Genomic DNA, 19,216 nt, shown 5'->3' with positions numbered 1-19,216 from the left:
AGCTTCCTTAATTCTTCTCTAAAGATATTCTATAGTGGCTTTAAGCTCTCCGGTGTAAGAACCTCTTTCAGTATTGTTGAGTGTCTTTAATCCCTGAAAACGAATCTCATTAGCATTCTCCTCCATATCCTTTGAGGCTATGATATCGAGATTTATTTGGCTTCCACTCGAATTAAAGAGTTGAAGCTGATCTGAAACACTTACTAATGTATTATCACTACCCTGCATCCGCATTGCTCCAAGGATGGGGTTGCCGTCTTCAGATAAATTGACTTTATCCGGCTGACTCATTGCAACACTAGCTCCCTCTACAACCTCAACACTTACACGCATTGTTGCCTGTGCAGAACCTTGTCCGAAGCTATCCTGAAAAAAGAGTCCGGTTATTAAAATTGTCAATATGTAGATTTTCTTGACCATAATGTCTTTTCTTGATTGAATCTACCATCAGTATATTAAAAATTTTTAATATTAATAAATTCTAATATTAATTAGACTATTCTAATAGTTAGAAAAGGGCTTGAAGTAGTTCTACCCGTTGTTTTACAATCATTAGAATTTAAAACAGGGTGTTTTATTACCGGAAAGAAAGGCTAAATCCGGAAAATTCTTCCGAGTAGTTAGATAGAGAGACAGATATACTCAAGGAGATAAACCAGAATATACATTAAGAAGGGCCTTGAAATTAAAAAGCCCTGAATCTTTCGATCCAGGGCTTTGACATAAATTTATAATAAAACAGGTATTTATAAAACCATACCCAGTGGATTCTCAAGCATCCGCTTAAGTGTATTCAAGAATTTAGCGGCTGAAACACCATCAACAATACGATGATCGCTTGATAGTGTGACTTTCATCCGTTTGCCGGGAACCACTTCCCCATCTTCGACAACGGGCTCATCGCGAATGGCCCCAACTGCAAGAATACAGGCGTTCGGTGGATTGATAATAGCAGTAAACTCTTCAATGCCAAACATTCCGAGGTTGCTGACTGTGAATGTACTACCCTCCATTTCTTCGGGCTGCAAGTCACGATTCTGAGCTTTTTCAATCAACTCTTTACCTTCGGCCGCAATCTGCTGTAATCCTTTCTGATCGGTATTATCAATCACAGGTGTAAGCAGCCCTTCATCAATACCTACGGCCACTGCGACATTTACATCGCCATGCTCAATAATTTTATCTCCCTGCCAAGAGCTATTGATATCGGGATGCTGGCGCAGTGCTGTTGCACAGGCTTTCACCACAATATCGTTAAAGCTAATTTTTATATCACTAATTTCGTTGAGCTGCTTCCGGGCATCCCAGACCGCACTCATATCAATATTGATGGTTTCATAGTAATGTGGACTACTGAACTTGCTTTCTGATAGTCGTCGAGCAATGGTCTTACGCATCTGTGATACGCGGTGCTCTTTGTCCTCTCGAGATACGGTAGCTGCCGGTGCTGTGGCAGGGGATTTCGACGGCTCGTAACTTTCTATATCGCGCTTAATAATACGTCCATTCGGACCACTGCCTTCTACATCTGCAAGTTTAATACCTTGTTCTTCCGCCATATTTCGTGCCAGCGGTGACGCTTTAATACGTCCCTCATCAGGCTGACCGTTTCCTTTATCATCAAGATCACCAAACACAGGATCAAAACTTTCCCCTCCTTCATCCTGCTCAACTTTTTCTTCGGCTTCGTCTTTTTCTTTATCAGAAGATTCTCCGGAATCGTCATCAGATTGATCCTCCTCCAAAATATCACTAATATCTTCGCCTTCTTCGCCAATCACAGCAATCAATCCGCCGAGCGGCACTGCATCACCTTCATCAACAAGAATTTTAAGAATGGTTCCGGCATCAAAAACCTCAACCTCCATTGTTGCCTTATCGGTTTCTACCTCGGCAATTACATCACCGGATTCTACAGTATCTCCTTCTTCAACATTCCACGCAGCGATAACGCCTTCTTCCATCGTATCGCTTAGCTTGGGCATTTCAACCTTAACTGCCATAGTAGTTAAATTTAAATCGTTTACTGATTGTAATTTTATTCAACAAAATGTAATTAAAAACTAATGTCACCCTGAATTCATTTCAGGATCGGATTTATTTTTATAGATTCTGAAACAAGTTCAGAATGACACAGCTCGTTACTTGCGATAAGTAACGGTGTTAATTGCATCAATCACCTGATCCGGACTCGGCAACCACTCATCAAAAAGATTCTTGGCAAAGGGCGCATTCGTATCCGGCAACGTAACACGCTGAACAGGCGCATCTAAATAATCAAAAGCTTCGCGCTGAATTAAATATCCAACCTCGGCCGCCAGCCCGCCAAACGGATGCGCTTCATCCACAATTACGCAACGATTGGTTTTGCGGATCGATTTCACAATCGTTTCCATGTCCAGCGGTTTAACTGTACGGGGATCTACAATTTCTACATCCACATCTTCCTTAGCCAGTTTCTCGGCCGCTTGGGTAGCAACATGATACATTTTTCCATGGGCTACCACCGTTACATCACTTCCTTCGCGTTTCACTTTGGCTTTGCCAATTAGTATGGTAAAATCATCATCCTCAGGTACTTCGCCTTTCATTCCATACATCTGCTCCGACTCCATAAACAATACCGGATTATCATCCCGAATAGCCGACTTCAGCAATCCTTTTGCATCGGCCGGTTCAGAAGTATAAATCACCTTAAGTCCGGGAAAATGCGCATACATCGAATCATACGAAACCGAGTGCGTTGCACTCAACTGTCCCGCAGATGCATTGGGGCCCCGAAATACGATTGGAATCTCAACCTGTCCGCCAGTCATATAACGCGCCTTGGAAGCATGGTTAATAATTTGATCGGCGGCCAGCACGGCAAAATTAAAGGTCATAAACTCTACAATGGGACGCAGTCCGTTCATAGCTGCTCCCACTCCGATGCCGGCAAAGCCGAGCTCCGAGATAGGAGTATCGATCATCCGCTTTGACCCATATTTATCGAGCAGACCTTCGGTTACTTTGTAAGCTCCATCGTATTCGGCGACTTCTTCGCCCATCACAAAAATATCTTCATCCTGGGACATCTCTTCATCAATTGCAGCCCGGATTGCTTCTCTGAATTGTAACTCAGCCATTTCTATGTAGTTATTTCAAAAATTGTCAATTTGTAGTTTTCTAAATCCTATATCCTATCTGTGGAAAGGATAATCATCTTCGGCAAACATATGATCGTAAAGCGCTTCTTTTTCAGGGAAATCACTTTCCTCGGCAAAATCGATCGCTTCCATCACCGTATCCTCTACACTGTCTTTAATTTCTTCCACCTTCTCTTCATCAATAATATCTTCATCCAGCAGGTAATTTTTAATGCGTGCTACCGGATCGAGCTTTTCATATTCCTCGAGCTCCTCGTCTGTCCGGTACTTCATCGGATCTGACATTGAATGACCGCGATAACGATACGTTCGGATTTCTACAAACCAAGGCTCAGAATTTTCACGGACATCTTCAGCAATTTCTTTCATATTTTCATAAACGGTAAACACATCCATACCGTTGATGACTCTTTTATTTATATTGAATCCGTCAGCACGATCCACGATTTCACCAGTAGAGTGTCGATGAACGGCCGTACCCATTGCATAGCCATTATTTTCTACGGCATAGATACAAGGTAAGCCCCAGTTTTGACTCATATTCAACGTTTCGTGCAGAGCGCCCTGTGGTACGGCTCCATCACCAAGAAAACAAGCTGTAACACGGTTATTCTGCTTGTATTTATTGGCAAAAGCAATTCCGCCGCCAAGTGGAATGTGTCCGCCCACTATTCCGTAGCCGCCCCAGAAGTGTTCATCCACATTGGCAAAGTGCATCGACCCGCCCTTGCCTTTCGAACAGCCAGTTACTTTTCCATAGAGCTCAGCCATTCCCTCTTTGGGAGATACTCCGCGAACCAAACCCCAGCCGTGATCGCGATAAGCCGTAATAATATCGTCGTCATCATTCAGGGCGTACGTCGTTCCGGTAGAAATTGCCTCCTGCCCCATATAAAGGTGAAGAAATCCTCCGAATTTCCCTTTTTGATACATCTGCATCGCGCGCTCTTCAAATCGGCGCTGCAAATACATCTGCTCAAACATATCAACGACGTCATCGTCCGATAAGTCGAGATCACTATGTTTTTTCTCTGTGGGATCAGGCAATTCCGTACTGCGAACGATGTCTCCGTTGGTACGGATACCAGTCCCTTTCGGGGTAAACGAAACTTCTTCTGCGTTTTTTTCTTTTTTAGCCATAATATCTTAACAGCAGGTTAGCTGTTACAACGTTTCAATTGAAATTTTACTCTAATCAGAGTCAGAAAATATACCTAAAATTATGGAAGATTACAGGTAAACAGTTAATCTAAATGTTTGTTGATAATTGACGGCAGCTGATCAAATAATTCTTTCAGTTTTTCGGGTCTTCGTCCACCAGCTGTAGCCAGATTCGGCTGTCCACCGCCTCCACCGCCAAGCATCTGTCCCAGTTCACCAACCAGTGCACCGGCCTTTAACTTTTTTTCTTTAATAAGATCATCCGTAACTGCCGCCATAACATATACTTTACCTTCCTCAGAATCTTTGGCACCGAGTACCGTAACCGTTCCTTCTTTCTGCTTATCAAGCGATTCATACCCCAGCTGTTTCAACAGATCCATATCTGCATGAGGCACTTCACCGGATACCAATTTAATACCATTGTTTAGCTTCTGCGCATTTTGGATCAGTCCATCAAGCTTGGAAGTGCTTTGTTGTTTCCGCAATTCCTCGACCTCTTTCTCCAGCTCTTTACGCTCCTCAATAAGCTGATGGATATCGCGCACCAGATCCTGACTCTGTCCTATCTCCGATCGGATTTGCTGCACCAGTTCATTTTCTTCGCGCAGATACTCATCCACACTTTTACCTACTTTGGCCTCTATTCGGCGGATTCCGGCCGCTGCAGAAGATTCACCCGTAAAACGGAAGTAGCCAATTTCACCGGTGGCATCCACATGGGTTCCACCACAAAGCTCCATCGAATAATCAGGATCAAACGAAATCACCCGTACTTTGTCGCCATATTTTTCGCCAAACAGCATCGTTGCGCCACGTTCTCTTGCTTCATCAATGGGCACATTACGCTCTTCTTTCTTGAAAATATTCTGTTGAATACGATCGTTAACGATTCCTTCAATCTGATTGAGTTCGTCATTGGAAATCTGATCAAAGTGGGAAAAGTCAAATCGCAGGTGCTGTTCATCTACGAGCGATCCCTTTTGTGCAATGTGATCACCCAACACCTGTTTCAGTGCCGCATGAACCAAATGCGTAGCAGAGTGATGCTTTCTGATCTCTCGGCGTCGGTCGCCATTGACCATCGCCTCCCACTCTCCTTTTGGATCTTTGGGCAGCTTATCGACAATATGGATGTAACCATCCGGTGATTTTTGCACGTCCAAGACCCGCAGGTGCTCATCGCCGTTGCTGATAATGCCAGTATCGGCAACCTGCCCCCCGCTTTCGGCATAAAAGGGCGTCTTATCCAAAATAAGTGCATTTTGCTCCCCTTCTTTGCGCATGGATTTAATAGTTCCCCAGGCTGACAGCGAGTCGTATCCGACAAACTCAAAGTCGTCGGTATCAGTAACGGTAACCCATTGCTTTTGGGATGACTGATCAACGTTGAACTTACCTGCCGCACGAGCGCGCTCTTTTTGTTCTTTCATGCGCTTGTTAAATCCTTCGACATCGACATCCACACCCCGTTCGCGTGCCATCAGTTGCGTCAAGTCGATAGGAAACCCGTATGTATCGTGCAGCTTAAAGGCATCTTCACCGGATATCTCATCCTCACCTTCAGCCATCTCATTAAACAGCTCAATGCCCTGTCCGAGCGTATTTAAAAAGCTTTTCTCTTCGGATTCAATAACATTCTGCACGTAATCCTGCTGGTTAATTAGTACAGGAAACACATTCTTGAACTGTTCAGCCAGCGTTGGCACCAGCTTATAGAAAAACGGCTTTTTCAGATCCAACTTATCCCAGCCGTAACGAATGGCGCGCCGTAAAATCCGACGAATTACATAACCACGCCCATCATTGCCCGGCGATGCCCCATCCGCAATAGAAAAGCTTACCGAACGAATGTGATCGGCAATCACCCGTATAGCGATATCAACTTCGTCATCATCACCATAAGAAACATCGGCCAGCTCCCCGATTCTATCGAGTAAGGGCGTAAAAAGGTCGGTATCGTAATTTGACTTTTTTTCCTGAAGGATCGCACAAATGCGCTCAAAGCCCATCCCGGTATCCACATGCTGAGCAGGCAGCTTTTCGAGCGAGCCGTCGGGCTGTCGATTAAACTGAATAAAGACAAGATTCCAAATCTCCATGACGCGGGGATCGTCCATATTCACGAGCTCGGCGCCGTCTTTCTCTTTGCGCTCCTCATCGGGACGAATATCCACGTGTACTTCGGAGCACGGGCCGCACGGACCGGTTTCTCCCATCTCCCAAAAATTGTCTTTTTTATCAAATTTCAGAATGTGATCGGGATTAATAGAAGTCTCCTCTTCCCAGAGTTCTATTGACTCCTGATCTACCGGGAGCCCATCGTCTTCATCCCCTTCAAAAACAGTAGCGTACAGGCGATCGGGCTCAAGTCCCCATTCATCTACGAGTAGCTCCCATGCCCAGCGAATAGCTTCACGCTTAAAATAATCCCCGAACGACCAGTTGCCGAGCATTTCGAACAACGTGTGGTGATAGGTGTCATAACCGACCTCTTCAAGATCATTATGCTTACCGCTCACACGAATACAGCGCTGACTATCGACCGCTCGCTGCCAGGTTTCGCCTTCTTTTTCATAACCGGATTGCTCCCCTAAAAAGATCGGTTTAAACTGATTCATCCCTGCATTCGTAAATAGCAGAGTGGGATCATTCTGGGGTACGACCGGAGCACTCGGGACAATCAGATGTTTTTTTTCTTTAAAAAAATCCAGAAATTCCTGGCGAATTTGTGCAGAGCTCTTGTGGGTCATCAGTTTTTATTTACCTTAATTGTATATTATTCAGACCGTTGAAAATAGCAAAAATAAGTGTTGAACTCATCTTAAAAACAGAGCAAATAAACTAAACTGTTGCACCCTGTCATTTGCACTGATAGTTAACCTTCATGTATTGTTATCACAAACTAAATATTTGTAGCTATGCGTCCCATTATTAATAATTTTTTGCGGGGATTATTGCTCGTCTTTCCAATTGGTGCCACTATCTATATCATTTATTCGGCCGTCAGATGGTCTAACAACTTTTTCAATAATCTTCTTTTTGAATGGCTAAGTATCGATATCCCGGGATTGGGTATTATCACTGTTTTCTTTGGAATTTCGGCCATTGGGTACGTCTTTTCGAGAGCTATCACCAAACCTATTGTTACGTATTTTGAACAATTTCTAAAAAAGGTCCCTTTCATCAAAATTATCTACACTTCACTAAAAGAGCTTACCGAAGCTTTTGTTGGAGATAAGAAGCGATTCAATAAACCGGTTCTTATTGATTTAGGTGGCATGGAAGCCAAGCGTATCGGCTTTGTAACACAGAAGGATCTTAGTCAGCTGGGCATTCAAGATATGGTCGCTGTCTACTGCCCTCACTCCTATAATTTTTCAGGGAATTTGTATTTAGTACCACCCCAAAACGTAACACCTCTTGATTACAATTCCACCGACGTTATGAAGTACGTCGTTTCGGGCGGTGTTACAAATATGGCCGATAATAAATAAGCAAGCTACCACTGAAGTACAATAAATTTCTGGATCACTACTTAATACACTTCTACAAAGGTACGGGTAGAAGGTTTGACATATCTTTTTAGGTCTCTTTCGTCCCACTCTTCGGGCATCTTACTGGACGCCGGCTCACGAACATCCAAATACTCCGCAAATCCTTTTTTAGCCAATGCACGATAAATACCACTTTCCATCCCTTTAAGCCCGCATATATACATTAGTGTGTTCTCCTGCTCCATAAGGGGATCAAGTAACTCGGCCTCATCCCGCAAACAAGTTTGTACATATTTCTTGGTACCATCCGGGCGCCGATCTTCACGGGAAATATGAGGGAGGTAATGAAAATTATCGTACTCCTCATCCAAAGGTTCAAAATAATCAGCATAAAGCAAGTCTGTACGATACGCACAGCCAAATATAAGTGCGATCTCATTTTCAAAACCGTTATCAAGTAGTTCTTTAATCATTCCCCGATATGGTGCAATCCCAGTACCCGTAGCAAAAAAGACATAATTGAAATCAGTTGCATTTTCGGGCAGTAAAAAACGACGGCCGCTGGGACCAGTCATTTTCACCTTATCCCCCGGCTGTAGGTCTGCCAGGTAATTTGAGCAAACCCCCAAATACAGCTCATTGTTATCAAACTCCTCAATCGTTCGCTTAACGGTAGTCGATATCAAATGTGATTTACCACCCTCTCCTTTCGTGGGCGAAGCAACCGAATACAACCGCAATTTGTAATCACGTCCCTTTTCATTTTTCCCCGGTGGCAAAATACCAATGGATTGTCCCACGCGAACGTGACCTTCTAAATCGGTTCCGGAAATATCAAATGTAACATGACGTACAAAATTGGGACTACTTTCTTTTGTGCAAATCCTATTTTCAACGATGGGAACTTCGACAGGATCTTTAGGGGTATAGATATTTAATTCTACTTCTGGGAGTTTGATCTCCGGCATAATTGTAATTTAGAGCATTATTTAGATCTGATTTAAACGGCTATGAACTTGTAAATGTTCAGCCAAAATTACAAGTGAATTTTACAGATTGCGCCAGCTTCGGAAAGCATCTCATAAAAGCTGATTGGGAATTTACTCTTTCAAAAATGTGGTCAAAATACTGAAATCATTTCAGCATAAAATTATAGTTTTAAAAAATAAAAAAGGCCCGCCAAGCAAGCGGGCCAATAAATTCTAAAGGAGTTTCAACACTATTTCCTTTTTCACAAAATCCTGTAGAATATCATGATGCTATACTAAAAGATTTGCTTAACTCAGATTCAGTAATAGGTTTAGAAAGAAAGTCAATGTAATCCGTATTATTCATTTTCTTTTGATGAGCCAAATCAGAATTTCCGGAAATATAAATTACAGGAATTGACATTTTTTCTTGGATTCTGCTTATAGCCTCAATACCATCAATCTCTCCTTTTAGGCGGATATCCATTAAAATAAGATCGGGACGGTGTTCTAATGCTTTATTTATAGCATCCTCTCCCGATGACACTTTATCGATAACCTCATGGCCGAGATTAACAACCATTCGTTCAATTAACATCGCAATAATCATCTCATCTTCAACGATTAATACTTTTTTTGTTTCCATATAAGCCGTTGGGATATAAGTAAATCTTAAAACTGTATTTGCGTTAACAAGAGTATCGAGCTACACAGTTGTTACAAATCAGAACTGTTAATATTTTCTAATATTTTTCTACAAAAGGATTGGAGAATAGCCCTCGGGATATGTGTATCAACAGCAGAAGTTCAACACAATCAATAATAAATTCCACAAAGACATAGCTCGATAAATCTATTTTAAAGAGTTATCTCCTTGCTTATCTACCTTAATGAGGAATGGCCAACCGGTGGCGGAGGAGGAACTAAAAATATATTGATCAAAGAATGACACGATCCGTATTGAACCTCTTGCCAAACGACTGGCTCTATTGAAAAGTGATACTATAAGAAAGGAAGTATTAATTACCCAAATATCGTAAAAGTAGCACCGGATCGCCCTTGCATCAGCCGGCAACAATTGGACAATCTACTTAAAGAGGGTTAACAGATAAGTTCCAGTACCAGATAATTATAGCAAGAATTGCCAACAGAGCTACCCAAATCCCGATAGCAATACGGGTAGCCTTTTTTGCTTTTTCTACCTCCCACCAGCTACGAGGCTGAATGCCCTGCACTAAGAAGGTCAGAATTCCAGCCAAGTTAATACAAATAAGGTTAGTAGTCGTAAGTATCACTGATCCTATTGCCAAATTTATATATCCCGCACCGAGCAACAATCCCACGTTAACCAGCGGGGGCAGCAATGCCACGGCAACCATCACTCCTACAATTGCTGCAGGTACGCCACGAGTATAGGCTAATACTCCTGCGCTCCCCGCAGCCATTGCAATCGTTATATCTCCCAAGCTTACACTGGTCTTATTAATGAGCTGTTGCGACTCCACGTCTACCTGCATCACTAATCCCATTATAAAAGCCAATGTAACCGACGCCAGAAGTCCTGCTATATTAGTTTTGAGTGACTGCCATCCCAAATCGAGATCACCGAGGGTCACAGACAACGCCATAGATACATTGGGTCCCAACAGTGGAGCAATAACCATTGCCCCGATGATTACCGCCACATCATCACGAACAAGCCCAACCCCTGCCACAAGTGTTGATAACAACACCAATCCTATAAATACAGTATTCATCTCACTCCCGCTGGCAATATCAGAGTAAAGTTCTTCGCGACTTATTCTCCCGATACTTTTCTCTTCCGAATCGTCCTGCTCCTCATCCGTATCTTCTTCCTCCTCCTTCTCATTGGGTTGTGGCAAGGTAGCCTCCACCTCAAGGAGCATAATTCGAAATCCGTCGACGTGCGAAAATTTTTCGGTTAGCGTATCAGTAAGACCTTCCGTACGATTGGCATCTATCAATATCCGTAATATCGAACAACCATCCTCTAAATTATCTGACCACACCCCTAACACCTCTTCATCCTCAACAAAAGTGCGTGCTTCTTTAGCAGTCTCGGGAGGAGCAATAAGCTCCAGCATACGATAATTCATCTAAAAAACTTTTTTGATAATTTGCTACAGGGTACAAAGGAATTTGAAAAGTAAAAAATAAAAGCCCAACCCTCTTAAGGTTAGGCTTTTAATCTCTTGTGGAGGTGCGGGGAATCGAACCCCGGTCCGAAATGGTATATCGTTCAAGCATCTACATGCTTAGTTGCCGTTTAAAGTTCGCCTGAAGCATCGCCCGGCAACAGGCAACTTCAGACTAGACTGTTAAAGTTTTACGCAGGTTCGACAGTCTGCGAAACCTACGCTATCCTGTCATAGTCGGCGCTCCATTCAGCACTGACAGGCAAGAAGCTGAAGGAACGGCTAAGCTGCGTTACGCAGCTAAGCTATAAGAATAGTTGTTGTCAACTACATTTAATTGCATGATGATGATTTACGAGATCATCGCTCAAGCTCGGCATGCAGCCTGCGATTTTACTCACTCCGTCGAATCCATTACACCCCCAATATGTTAAAGAACAAAACTGTGTGGAGAACCTTTTACTTTCTCTATGTTCTCATTGTATACAACAAATCAAAACGGCATAAAATTCAAAGTATTTTGTGCCAAAGTCAATGAAATAAGATTATAAATATTTCTGATTGATTTCTATCAAGAAGTTCAATAATCTAATTTTAAAGACTTAACCTGATGGATTCCTACCATTATGAAAAAACAACTCCTTCTTGTACTGGCAGTTGGTCTCTTCCTCACTTTCGGTTGTATTACGAATAATCAAGATTTCGGTAACACCCCTCCCATAATGGATATTAGCATTAGTTATGTAAACGAAGAAGGAGAGGATTTATTGAAACCCGATTATTTCCAGTTTTACAATATCTACTATCTGAAAAAAAATGAAGAATCCGGAGAGTTTGAGCGTGTCGAAGCAGCTGATAACCAATCTTCTTTTTATGTAGATGAGGGAACAAATCGCTATGCACTCCGGGTATTTCCCAATCGAGAATTTATTGACGGCAAGTCCACAACGTTAATCGAAGATCATCGCGATAACATTGATACCCTGCAAGTACAGGGTTACAATGAGGGTCGAGGTTCCATAGCTGAGCGTATCTGGTATAATGGCAAATTGGTTTGGGAAACGGCTCCCAACCCGCCAAGACGTTATTTTACCATCACTAAATCCAGCTTATAAAAATTACTTATTTGATCACCTTTTCTCCGGCTGGCTGACGTAAATTATAATTTGAGCTCATCACTTTCCCATAAGCGCCGGCATTAGCAATCAAAATAACATCACCCTCTTCTGAGTTCGGAAACAAGCGATCAATACCCAGCTTATCACCTGATTCACAAATAGGTCCAACGATATTCACAGTCTGATTAGTAGGTTCCTCTATTTTTGAAAGGTTAACAATGGTATGTCGCGCTCCGTAGAGAGCGGGCCGGATAAAAGAATTCATCCCCGTTTCGATACCTACATATTGCATTTCGCCCTTCCCTTTTAGCTGTGTTACTTTACTCAATAATACACCGGCCGTTGCAACTAAAAATCGCCCGGGTTCAACCCAGAGATCATAATGTGGATGGGCCTCTTTAAATTGTTTTAATGATTTATCGACCTCTTCGATATCCAGGTTTGCTTGGTTTTCATTTTCTTGAATTCCAAAACCGCCCCCCAAATCCAATATATCAACACCACCCAGCTGTTCGGCAACTTTATGCAAAATTATAGCCGTATCTTTCCACGATTGCGGATCTTTAATACCGCTTCCGATATGGGCATGCAATCCCTTTACGGATATCTCATGAGCTTCAACCAATTCTTTAAGTTCGTCAAGCTCAAAGCGAGGAATACCAAACTTGGACTGCACACCGCCGGTTTTAACATGCTCATGATGTCCGCCACCATGACCGGGATCGATACGTAAAAAAAGCTCCTCTCCCTTAAACAGATTAGGCCATTTCTGCAGTGGATAAATATTATCGAGCGTCACATTAACGCCCAGCTCCAACCCCTCTTCATACTCAGATCGGGGAGCAAAATTGGGGGTAAATAGTATCTTTTTGGGATCGATATCAGGGAATAATTCAAAAACTTTTTCCACCTCCCCAATTGATACACATTCAAAGCCGAAATCAAGTTGTCTAAAGGTTTTTAATACCTCATCATTCGCATTAGCTTTCATTGCATATAGGCCAAATGATACCGCATCCAGATTTTGGATAAACCCGGCGTATCGCTTAACCGTATCCAGGTCATAAATATATGTAGAACCGTTACCCTGCATAATCTCCAGAAGTAGTTCACGCTTTTCTCTCCACCAGTCTTTACCATTTTCTTTTACCTCATCACTCTCTTTCATCAACTGTGACCAAGTGGGGCCAAACGAATCCTGTTTGCCCGACTGCAGAATTACTTGTTCGTGCAGCTGACGCACCAGCCGGTCTGCTTGCTCGCTTTCTACTACAAAAGTAAAATTCAGATCATTTGCAGCCTGGCTAACCAAGTAAACCTGGTGCTCTTGGAAGACCTCAAAGGCTGAACCCAGCTGATGCAAAATGGTACGGATGCGGCGTCCCAACAGACTTACTGCTGAAACAGATTCAATAACCTCAACTTGGCAGTAATTTTCCAAATCCTCAACAAACTCATCGCGAATATCATGAAAATGATCATTCAATCCGGAATCAAGAGAAACCGTAACATTCGACTGCGAAGTGGATACCAGATCAATAGATAAACCAAAATGCTTAAATACCTCAAAAGCATCCGCCAGGAAACCAACCTCTTGCCACATTCCCAGCGAATCCATACTCACCAGAATTACATCGTCACGGACGGCAATCGCTTTAACTATTGCTTCATCATCAGAACCCTTATTTGAAATAACGGTACCCGACAATTCGGGTCTTAATGTACAGCGCACATGGATAGGAATACCGTGTTTGCGAGCAGGCATTATGCTCCGTGGATGTAACACCGTGGCCCCATTGGTGGCAATCTCCTGCGCTTCTTCGTAATTGAGGTGATTTAATAATCTTGCAGAAGGCACAGCATGTGGATTTACTGAAAACATCCCGGGTACATCTGTCCAAATCTCCAACCGTTCTGCTCCAATTTTTGCGGCAAAATAGGCTGCGGAAACATCCGATCCTCCACGACCTAAAATTACAGTTTTATCCTCCGAATCACTGCCAATAAATCCTTGGGTAACTACAATAGAGCCCGCTTTATTTAGCGCTTCAGCAACTCCTTCGTTATAATCCGTAGTACTTACCGCAGAAATAATACGCGAGCGCTCCGTGGCATTTTTGCGAACAATCGTTTTGATTTGATCCCTAGCATCCATCCACTGCACACCATCCAGCGTTTTTTGCAGATAGGCACTGCCAAGTTTCGTCGCCATCAGCTCCCCCATCGCCAAAAGTCGCGCGCGAACCCGATAGCTTGCTTCACCGATGAGCTCAATTCCCTTTACAATATGTTCCAACTCCTCAAAATCATCAGAAAGTAGTTCTTGGGCAGCAACATCCAGTTTTTGACCTAAATCAAGGTGCTGCTTCTTAATCTGTTCTACCTTTTTAAAGATATTCTTATCAGACGGCACTTCAATAATTTCTTCGAGCGTATTGGAGACCCCGCTCAGTGCAGAATGCACCAGACATACCTTATAGCCATCATTGCGTCGTTTCTGAACTTCCAATGCAATTTTTTCCCAATTCTCCAGGGATGATACACTGGTGCCTCCAAATTTTAATACGATCCAATTCGAACGTTCACTGCTCATATTGTATTAATGCTAACTGTAATTTTTATTTTGCTCATTTATAATGAGCCATAAAGATAATAATCTCTGGATCCGTTTTTTGTAAAAACTCGGTAACTAATTTTCAGTGAACCTTTTAATTCTCTTACTTTGGGTATCGTTAAATATGATTTTCAAACTATGGCTATTCGAGGCGTGAAAAAATTAATAGCAGTGCTGGTTATTTTTCTATCGGCACAATTTACGTATGGGCAACAATCTGCTTCGTTAAATGGATATATTTCTGATGCCGAAACCGGTGAAACGCTTATTTCAGCCAATATTGCACTAAAAGACAGTCGCAAAGGTACATCATCAAATACTTCGGGATACTTCTCCCTCACAGATATTGATCCCGGAACATATACCATTGTTGCTACTTATGTAGGATATCAGCGGTACGAGCAAGAAATCACCCTCGAGCCAGGACAAAGCTTACGCCTTGATATTGAACTTGATCCGGAAGGATTTCAACTTGATGAAGTAGTCGTTGAATCCGAGCGCGAAAAAGAGGAGCAACGCAATATTGGTATTGCCCAGATGCAGACGAAACTTATCAAAGATTTGCCCTCTGTTCTTCAATCTGATGTCTTTCGGTCGCTTCAGCTGCTCCCGGGAGTAAAAGCGGCGTCCGACTTTTCCAGCGGATTATACATTCGCGGGGGAAGTCCCGACCAAACCCTAATCCTGCTCGATCGCACCACTGTTTACAATCCCTCACACTTTTTTGGATTCTTCTCTACCTTCAACCCTGATGCTGTTAAGGATGTACGTCTCTATAAAGGCGGATATCCGGCCAAATACGGTGGCCGACTGGGATCGGTGCTCACTATTTTCAATAAGGATGGCAATAGGAAGGAATTTGAAGGATCTATTTCGGTAGGTCTGCTTTCTTCACGAGCTACCATTGAAGGTCCATTCAAAAAAGGATCCTACATGCTTGCCGTTCGCCGCTCTACCCTTGAACCGGCCCTTGCCATACTACAAAAGACAACTGAGAACATTCCCGAGAGTTTTTACTTCCTCGATGTCAATGGAAAAGTTAATTACGATGCCAATGAAAATAACAAACTTTCACTGGCTTTTTATACCGGAACTGATAACTTAAAATTTCCCTTCGCCACTGATGCGGGTATTAATCTGAATTATGGGAATCAGACGCTCAGCTCAACCTGGACTCACATTTTTTCTGACAAAGTCTTCTCCAACTTTACGCTAACCGGATCACGATATTTTAACTATCCCACCATAAATCTTGCATCAACCCCTATCGAGCGATCAAATAATATTTACGATTTTTCACTTAAAGGGGACATCGAATACCTGCCCAATGAAAATCATGAAATTTCTACCGGTTTTTGGATGGGAAATCTAACATTAAAACTACAAGACAGCTTCGACGGTGAAGATACATTTAGCTCACGAATCCAAACGCAGTACGGTTCATGGTATGTTCAGGATAAATGGGATATAACAGACCAGTGGATTGCCACGCCCGGATTGCGAATAGCCGGATTCAGCGAAGGACAATACCTGCGACTGGAACCCCGCATGGCCCTGGAATACCGCCCCACCGATCGTATTCGTCTACAGGGAGCTTATGGAAGATACAACCAGTTTTTAACGCTTATTTCCAACGAAGCTTTTACCGGATTTGACGTCTGGCTTACAACCGACGACGGCGTCCCTCCCGCTTATGGCAATCAATATGTAATAGGAGCCAAAACAATACCATGGGAAGGATATGGCTTAGACTTGGAACTTTACTACCGTTCAATGAAAGATCTGTTTGAACTCGATCCTTTTATTACCGATCAGGCTGGATTACCCTACAATGAAGTTTTCCGATTTGGAGAGGGATATGCATATGGCGCCGAACTTTTCTTTGAACGGCAAATTGGCCGACTAACAGGATTTGTCGGATACACCTTTAGCGTAACCCGACGTAGGTTTCCCAATTTTAATGATCCGATTACCAACCAAGGTACGGCCCGATATTATCCGCCTAAATATGATCGCATTCATGATCTCAACATTGTTCTGCAATACAATCTTAGCAAGCGATGGTCAACAACGGTATCCTTTAACTATGCCACCGGTCAAGCTTATACCAAACCGCTGGGACGTACAACCGCATTCGATGTTCCAACCTCGGGACTCAGCTATGACCAACTGATTGTAGGGCGCGTTAACGCATCACGTCTGCCCGATTACAATCGGCTGGATATTAGCTTTAGTCGCAAGGGTACTTTTTTTGGGATGGGAGAAGCAGAATGGCAATTTCAAGTCATAAATGTCTACTCCCGTCGCAATGTCTGGTTTTATAATTATAATTTAGATAAAAATCCCGCGGAGCGCGAAGCGATAACACTGCTCCCCATTTTACCAACCATCTCATACACCGTCGATTTTTAACAATGAAAAAACTAATTGCCATAATAACGGCTTTAGCAGTCTTGTCAGGATGCGAACTTTACGAACAAGATGAATACCAAGAATACTATGTCGTAGAATCGTATTTAGTTGCTAACGGCGATCTTCAACAGGTTCGACTTTCCACAACGAATCCCATCGATGAGACCTACCGATTTGAGGATAATACTGTATCTGGGGCAACAGTAGAAATTCAGCGTTTAAACCCTGACAGCTCCGTCGCCGATCAGTATCCGTACCAAGAACAGCAGCCGGGCATTTACACCCCTGTTAATAATACTACCATCCGGGCCGCACAACTGTATCGCCTACACGTTACTACAAAAAATGGGGATAATATTTCTTCCACTACGTATGTTCCCGGCGACTTTCAAACTGTTAATGAGTTGGAACCCAGCTATATATATCAAGGTAAACAGCAGGTTGAGCTTACGACCACTCCAAGCTCCTATATTACTGACCGCCAAACCTATTTTGTTTTTACTATTAATGCCTTAGATACAAATCCCGGTAATTTAACGCCCTTTTATGCCGATCAAGTAGATAACGATGAAACCGATATTGAGGAGTATTACGTTAATTCATCGGGGATTGTTAATGAGGGTAATTTTGAGCAAAATTCTGATAGCACCATCACCTTACGTTTACCTTGGTTAGCCGTTGCCTTCTATGGGGCTAATAATATCATTGTAAATACCATAGATGATAATCTTTATGATTTCCTCCGATCTCATGATACACAATCAGGAGGTACTACCTTATCACCCGGAGAAATTCAAAATATCCGTTATAATGTAAACGGTGGGATTGGTATTTTTGGAAGCATGGCCAGTGATACGAATGGAACTTATATTGCCCGACCGTAACTTAATATTTCAATGGTTTCTATTTCTAACATCCTTAAATATATCCTGTTGTTCGTTTTGGCCACAAGCTTTACCTGGCCGACAATAGCCCAGGATACCGACTCCTTTAATTTAGCCCGCATCCAATATCGCGGAGGCGGAGATTGGTATAACAATCCGTCGGCTTTACGAAATCTGGCTGAATTTGCCCGCCAACAGGTACCTATTGCTATTAATCCCGAATACGACGATGTAGAAATTGGCAGTCCCGATCTATTTAACTATCCCTTTGCCTTTTTAACCGGTCATGGTACTATCACTATAAACCAGGCCGAGGCCTCAAACCTGCGGGCATATCTGCAAAACGGCGGGTTTCTTTACGTTGACGATGATTACGGACTGGATGAACATTTCAGAAAAATGATCACCAAAGTATTTCCCGAGGAAGAATTAATCGAGATTCCCTTTGACCATCCCATCTACCATCAAGTTTTTGAATTTCCCGATGGGCTCCCCAAGATCCATGAACACGATGGAAAACCACCTCAGGGATTCGGCATCTTTCTTGAAGGCAGGCTGGCCGTATTCTATACCTATGAAACGAATTTGGGAGATGGCTGGACGAATCCTGATGTACATAATGATCCTGCCGCCGTCAGAGAAAAGGCTCTTCAAATGGGTACAAATATCTTAATATATGCACTTACCAGCGGACAGTAGGACTGCGATCGGTTCAGATTGAAAGGGAACGAATATATTATACTTACTCCCTTTTTAATAAGGCGTAATTTACGGATATTTAACCAACGTAAAATTCAAGCAAATCTCATGTATTTATGATCATTCCAATAGCCAGCGATCACGCCGGTTTTGAGGCCAAAGAGAAAGTTAAGACATGGCTCGAAGAAATGGATCACATGCCCGTTGATTTTGGAACCCACTCTGATGAGTCTGTTGATTATCCTGACTTTGCTGTGCAAGTAGCCGAAAAGGTTAACGACGGTGAGCACGAGAAGGGTATTCTTATTTGTGGAAGCGGACAGGGTATGTGTATGACAGCCAATAAATATAAGAACGTTCGCGCTGCCCTGGTATATGATGATAAATCTGCTGAAATGACTCGACAGCATAATAACGCAAATATTTTGTGCCTGCCGGGTAGAGAGCTTAGTGACGAGAATTTAAAAAAAATTGTGAAAATTTGGTTAAACACCGATTTTGATGGCGGCCGCCACGAACGTCGCGTTAACAAAATTCACGATCTAACTAATAAAGAATAAC

At 42.7% G+C, this 19,216-nt stretch carries 15 protein-coding genes and 1 other RNA gene; 6 read left to right on the top strand and 10 right to left on the bottom strand.

All coding sequences use genetic code 11. The features are described 5' to 3' along the window. Positions 1 to 18: 18 nt before the first annotated feature. The 5 genes from ACQ4LT_RS09555 to alaS all read right to left on the bottom strand — a co-directional run bounded on the left by ACQ4LT_RS09555 (position 19) and on the right by alaS (position 7,060). Entirely contained in the window at positions 19 to 420 is a 402-nt protein-coding gene (locus ACQ4LT_RS09555; RefSeq protein ID WP_445665810.1) for a hypothetical protein, read from the bottom strand. Positions 421 to 746: 326 nt separating this feature from the next. Continuing rightward, positions 747 to 2,003 carry a pyruvate dehydrogenase complex dihydrolipoamide acetyltransferase gene (locus ACQ4LT_RS09550; RefSeq protein ID WP_445665809.1) on the bottom strand — a complete coding sequence of 419 codons (1,257 nt, stop codon included), beginning with the start codon at positions 2,001 to 2,003 and terminating at the stop codon, positions 747 to 749. A gap of 138 nt (positions 2,004 to 2,141) precedes the next feature. Beyond that, a complete protein-coding gene (locus ACQ4LT_RS09545; RefSeq protein WP_445665808.1) occupies positions 2,142 to 3,125 on the bottom strand; it encodes a pyruvate dehydrogenase complex E1 component subunit beta in 984 nt (327 codons plus the stop codon). Between the two features lie 54 nt (positions 3,126 to 3,179). Next, positions 3,180 to 4,286, bottom strand: coding sequence for a pyruvate dehydrogenase (acetyl-transferring) E1 component subunit alpha (gene pdhA, locus ACQ4LT_RS09540; RefSeq protein ID WP_445665807.1), 1,107 nt, complete (start codon positions 4,284 to 4,286; stop codon positions 3,180 to 3,182). Between the two features lie 104 nt (positions 4,287 to 4,390). Next, positions 4,391 to 7,060: an alanine--tRNA ligase gene (alaS, locus tag ACQ4LT_RS09535; RefSeq protein WP_445665806.1), complete on the bottom strand. Its 2,670-nt coding sequence runs from the start codon at positions 7,058 to 7,060 to the stop codon at positions 4,391 to 4,393. Between the two features lie 168 nt (positions 7,061 to 7,228). Between alaS and ACQ4LT_RS09530 the strand changes: the two genes are divergently transcribed. Then, positions 7,229 to 7,804 (top strand): DUF502 domain-containing protein, encoded by a 576-nt coding sequence (locus tag ACQ4LT_RS09530; protein ID WP_445665805.1) that lies wholly within the window; start codon positions 7,229 to 7,231, stop codon positions 7,802 to 7,804. A 41-nt stretch (positions 7,805 to 7,845) separates the two neighbouring features. Here ACQ4LT_RS09530 and ACQ4LT_RS09525 read toward each other — a convergent pair whose 3' ends face one another. The 4 genes from ACQ4LT_RS09525 to ssrA form a co-directional block, all read right to left on the bottom strand. Continuing rightward, complete coding sequence (locus ACQ4LT_RS09525) at positions 7,846 to 8,772, bottom strand: FAD-binding oxidoreductase (protein ID WP_445665804.1); 927 nt, start codon at positions 8,770 to 8,772, stop codon at positions 7,846 to 7,848. A gap of 283 nt (positions 8,773 to 9,055) precedes the next feature. Then, positions 9,056 to 9,418 (bottom strand): response regulator, encoded by a 363-nt coding sequence (locus ACQ4LT_RS09520; RefSeq protein WP_445665803.1) that lies wholly within the window; start codon positions 9,416 to 9,418, stop codon positions 9,056 to 9,058. Between the two features lie 445 nt (positions 9,419 to 9,863). Beyond that, on the bottom strand, positions 9,864 to 10,889 hold the full coding sequence (locus ACQ4LT_RS09515) for a TIGR00341 family protein (protein ID WP_445665802.1): 1,026 nt from the start codon (positions 10,887 to 10,889) through the stop codon (positions 9,864 to 9,866). A gap of 96 nt (positions 10,890 to 10,985) precedes the next feature. After that, positions 10,986 to 11,352, bottom strand: a transfer-messenger RNA (tmRNA) gene (ssrA, locus tag ACQ4LT_RS09510). A gap of 202 nt (positions 11,353 to 11,554) precedes the next feature. On the opposite strand from ssrA, the gene ACQ4LT_RS09505 reads away from it, so the two are divergent. After that, entirely contained in the window at positions 11,555 to 12,043 is a 489-nt protein-coding gene (locus ACQ4LT_RS09505) for a hypothetical protein (protein WP_445665801.1), read from the top strand. Between the two features lie 7 nt (positions 12,044 to 12,050). Here ACQ4LT_RS09505 and ACQ4LT_RS09500 read toward each other — a convergent pair whose 3' ends face one another. Continuing rightward, the gene (locus ACQ4LT_RS09500) at positions 12,051 to 14,639 is read right to left on the bottom strand and encodes a bifunctional aspartate kinase/diaminopimelate decarboxylase (protein ID WP_445665800.1); all 2,589 of its coding nucleotides are present in this window, start codon (positions 14,637 to 14,639) and stop codon (positions 12,051 to 12,053) included. A gap of 159 nt (positions 14,640 to 14,798) precedes the next feature. On the opposite strand from ACQ4LT_RS09500, the gene ACQ4LT_RS09495 reads away from it, so the two are divergent. From ACQ4LT_RS09495 to rpiB, 4 genes are all read left to right on the top strand, one after another. Next, complete coding sequence (locus ACQ4LT_RS09495) at positions 14,799 to 17,072, top strand: TonB-dependent receptor (RefSeq protein ID WP_445665799.1); 2,274 nt, start codon at positions 14,799 to 14,801, stop codon at positions 17,070 to 17,072. Between the two features lie 2 nt (positions 17,073 to 17,074). Then, positions 17,075 to 17,956 carry a DUF4249 family protein gene (locus ACQ4LT_RS09490; RefSeq protein WP_445665798.1) on the top strand — a complete coding sequence of 294 codons (882 nt, stop codon included), beginning with the start codon at positions 17,075 to 17,077 and terminating at the stop codon, positions 17,954 to 17,956. Positions 17,957 to 17,968: 12 nt separating this feature from the next. Continuing rightward, a complete protein-coding gene (locus ACQ4LT_RS09485; protein ID WP_445665797.1) occupies positions 17,969 to 18,655 on the top strand; it encodes a DUF4159 domain-containing protein in 687 nt (228 codons plus the stop codon). Between the two features lie 116 nt (positions 18,656 to 18,771). Then, entirely contained in the window at positions 18,772 to 19,215 is a 444-nt protein-coding gene (rpiB, locus tag ACQ4LT_RS09480; RefSeq protein ID WP_445665796.1) for a ribose 5-phosphate isomerase B, read from the top strand. Position 19,216 lies beyond the last annotated feature (1 nt).

It is taken from the genome of Fodinibius sp. AD559, assembly GCF_052712805.1.
The sequence above is the reverse complement of the archived record's forward strand: the minus strand, read 5'-3'. Positions and strand labels throughout refer to the sequence as shown.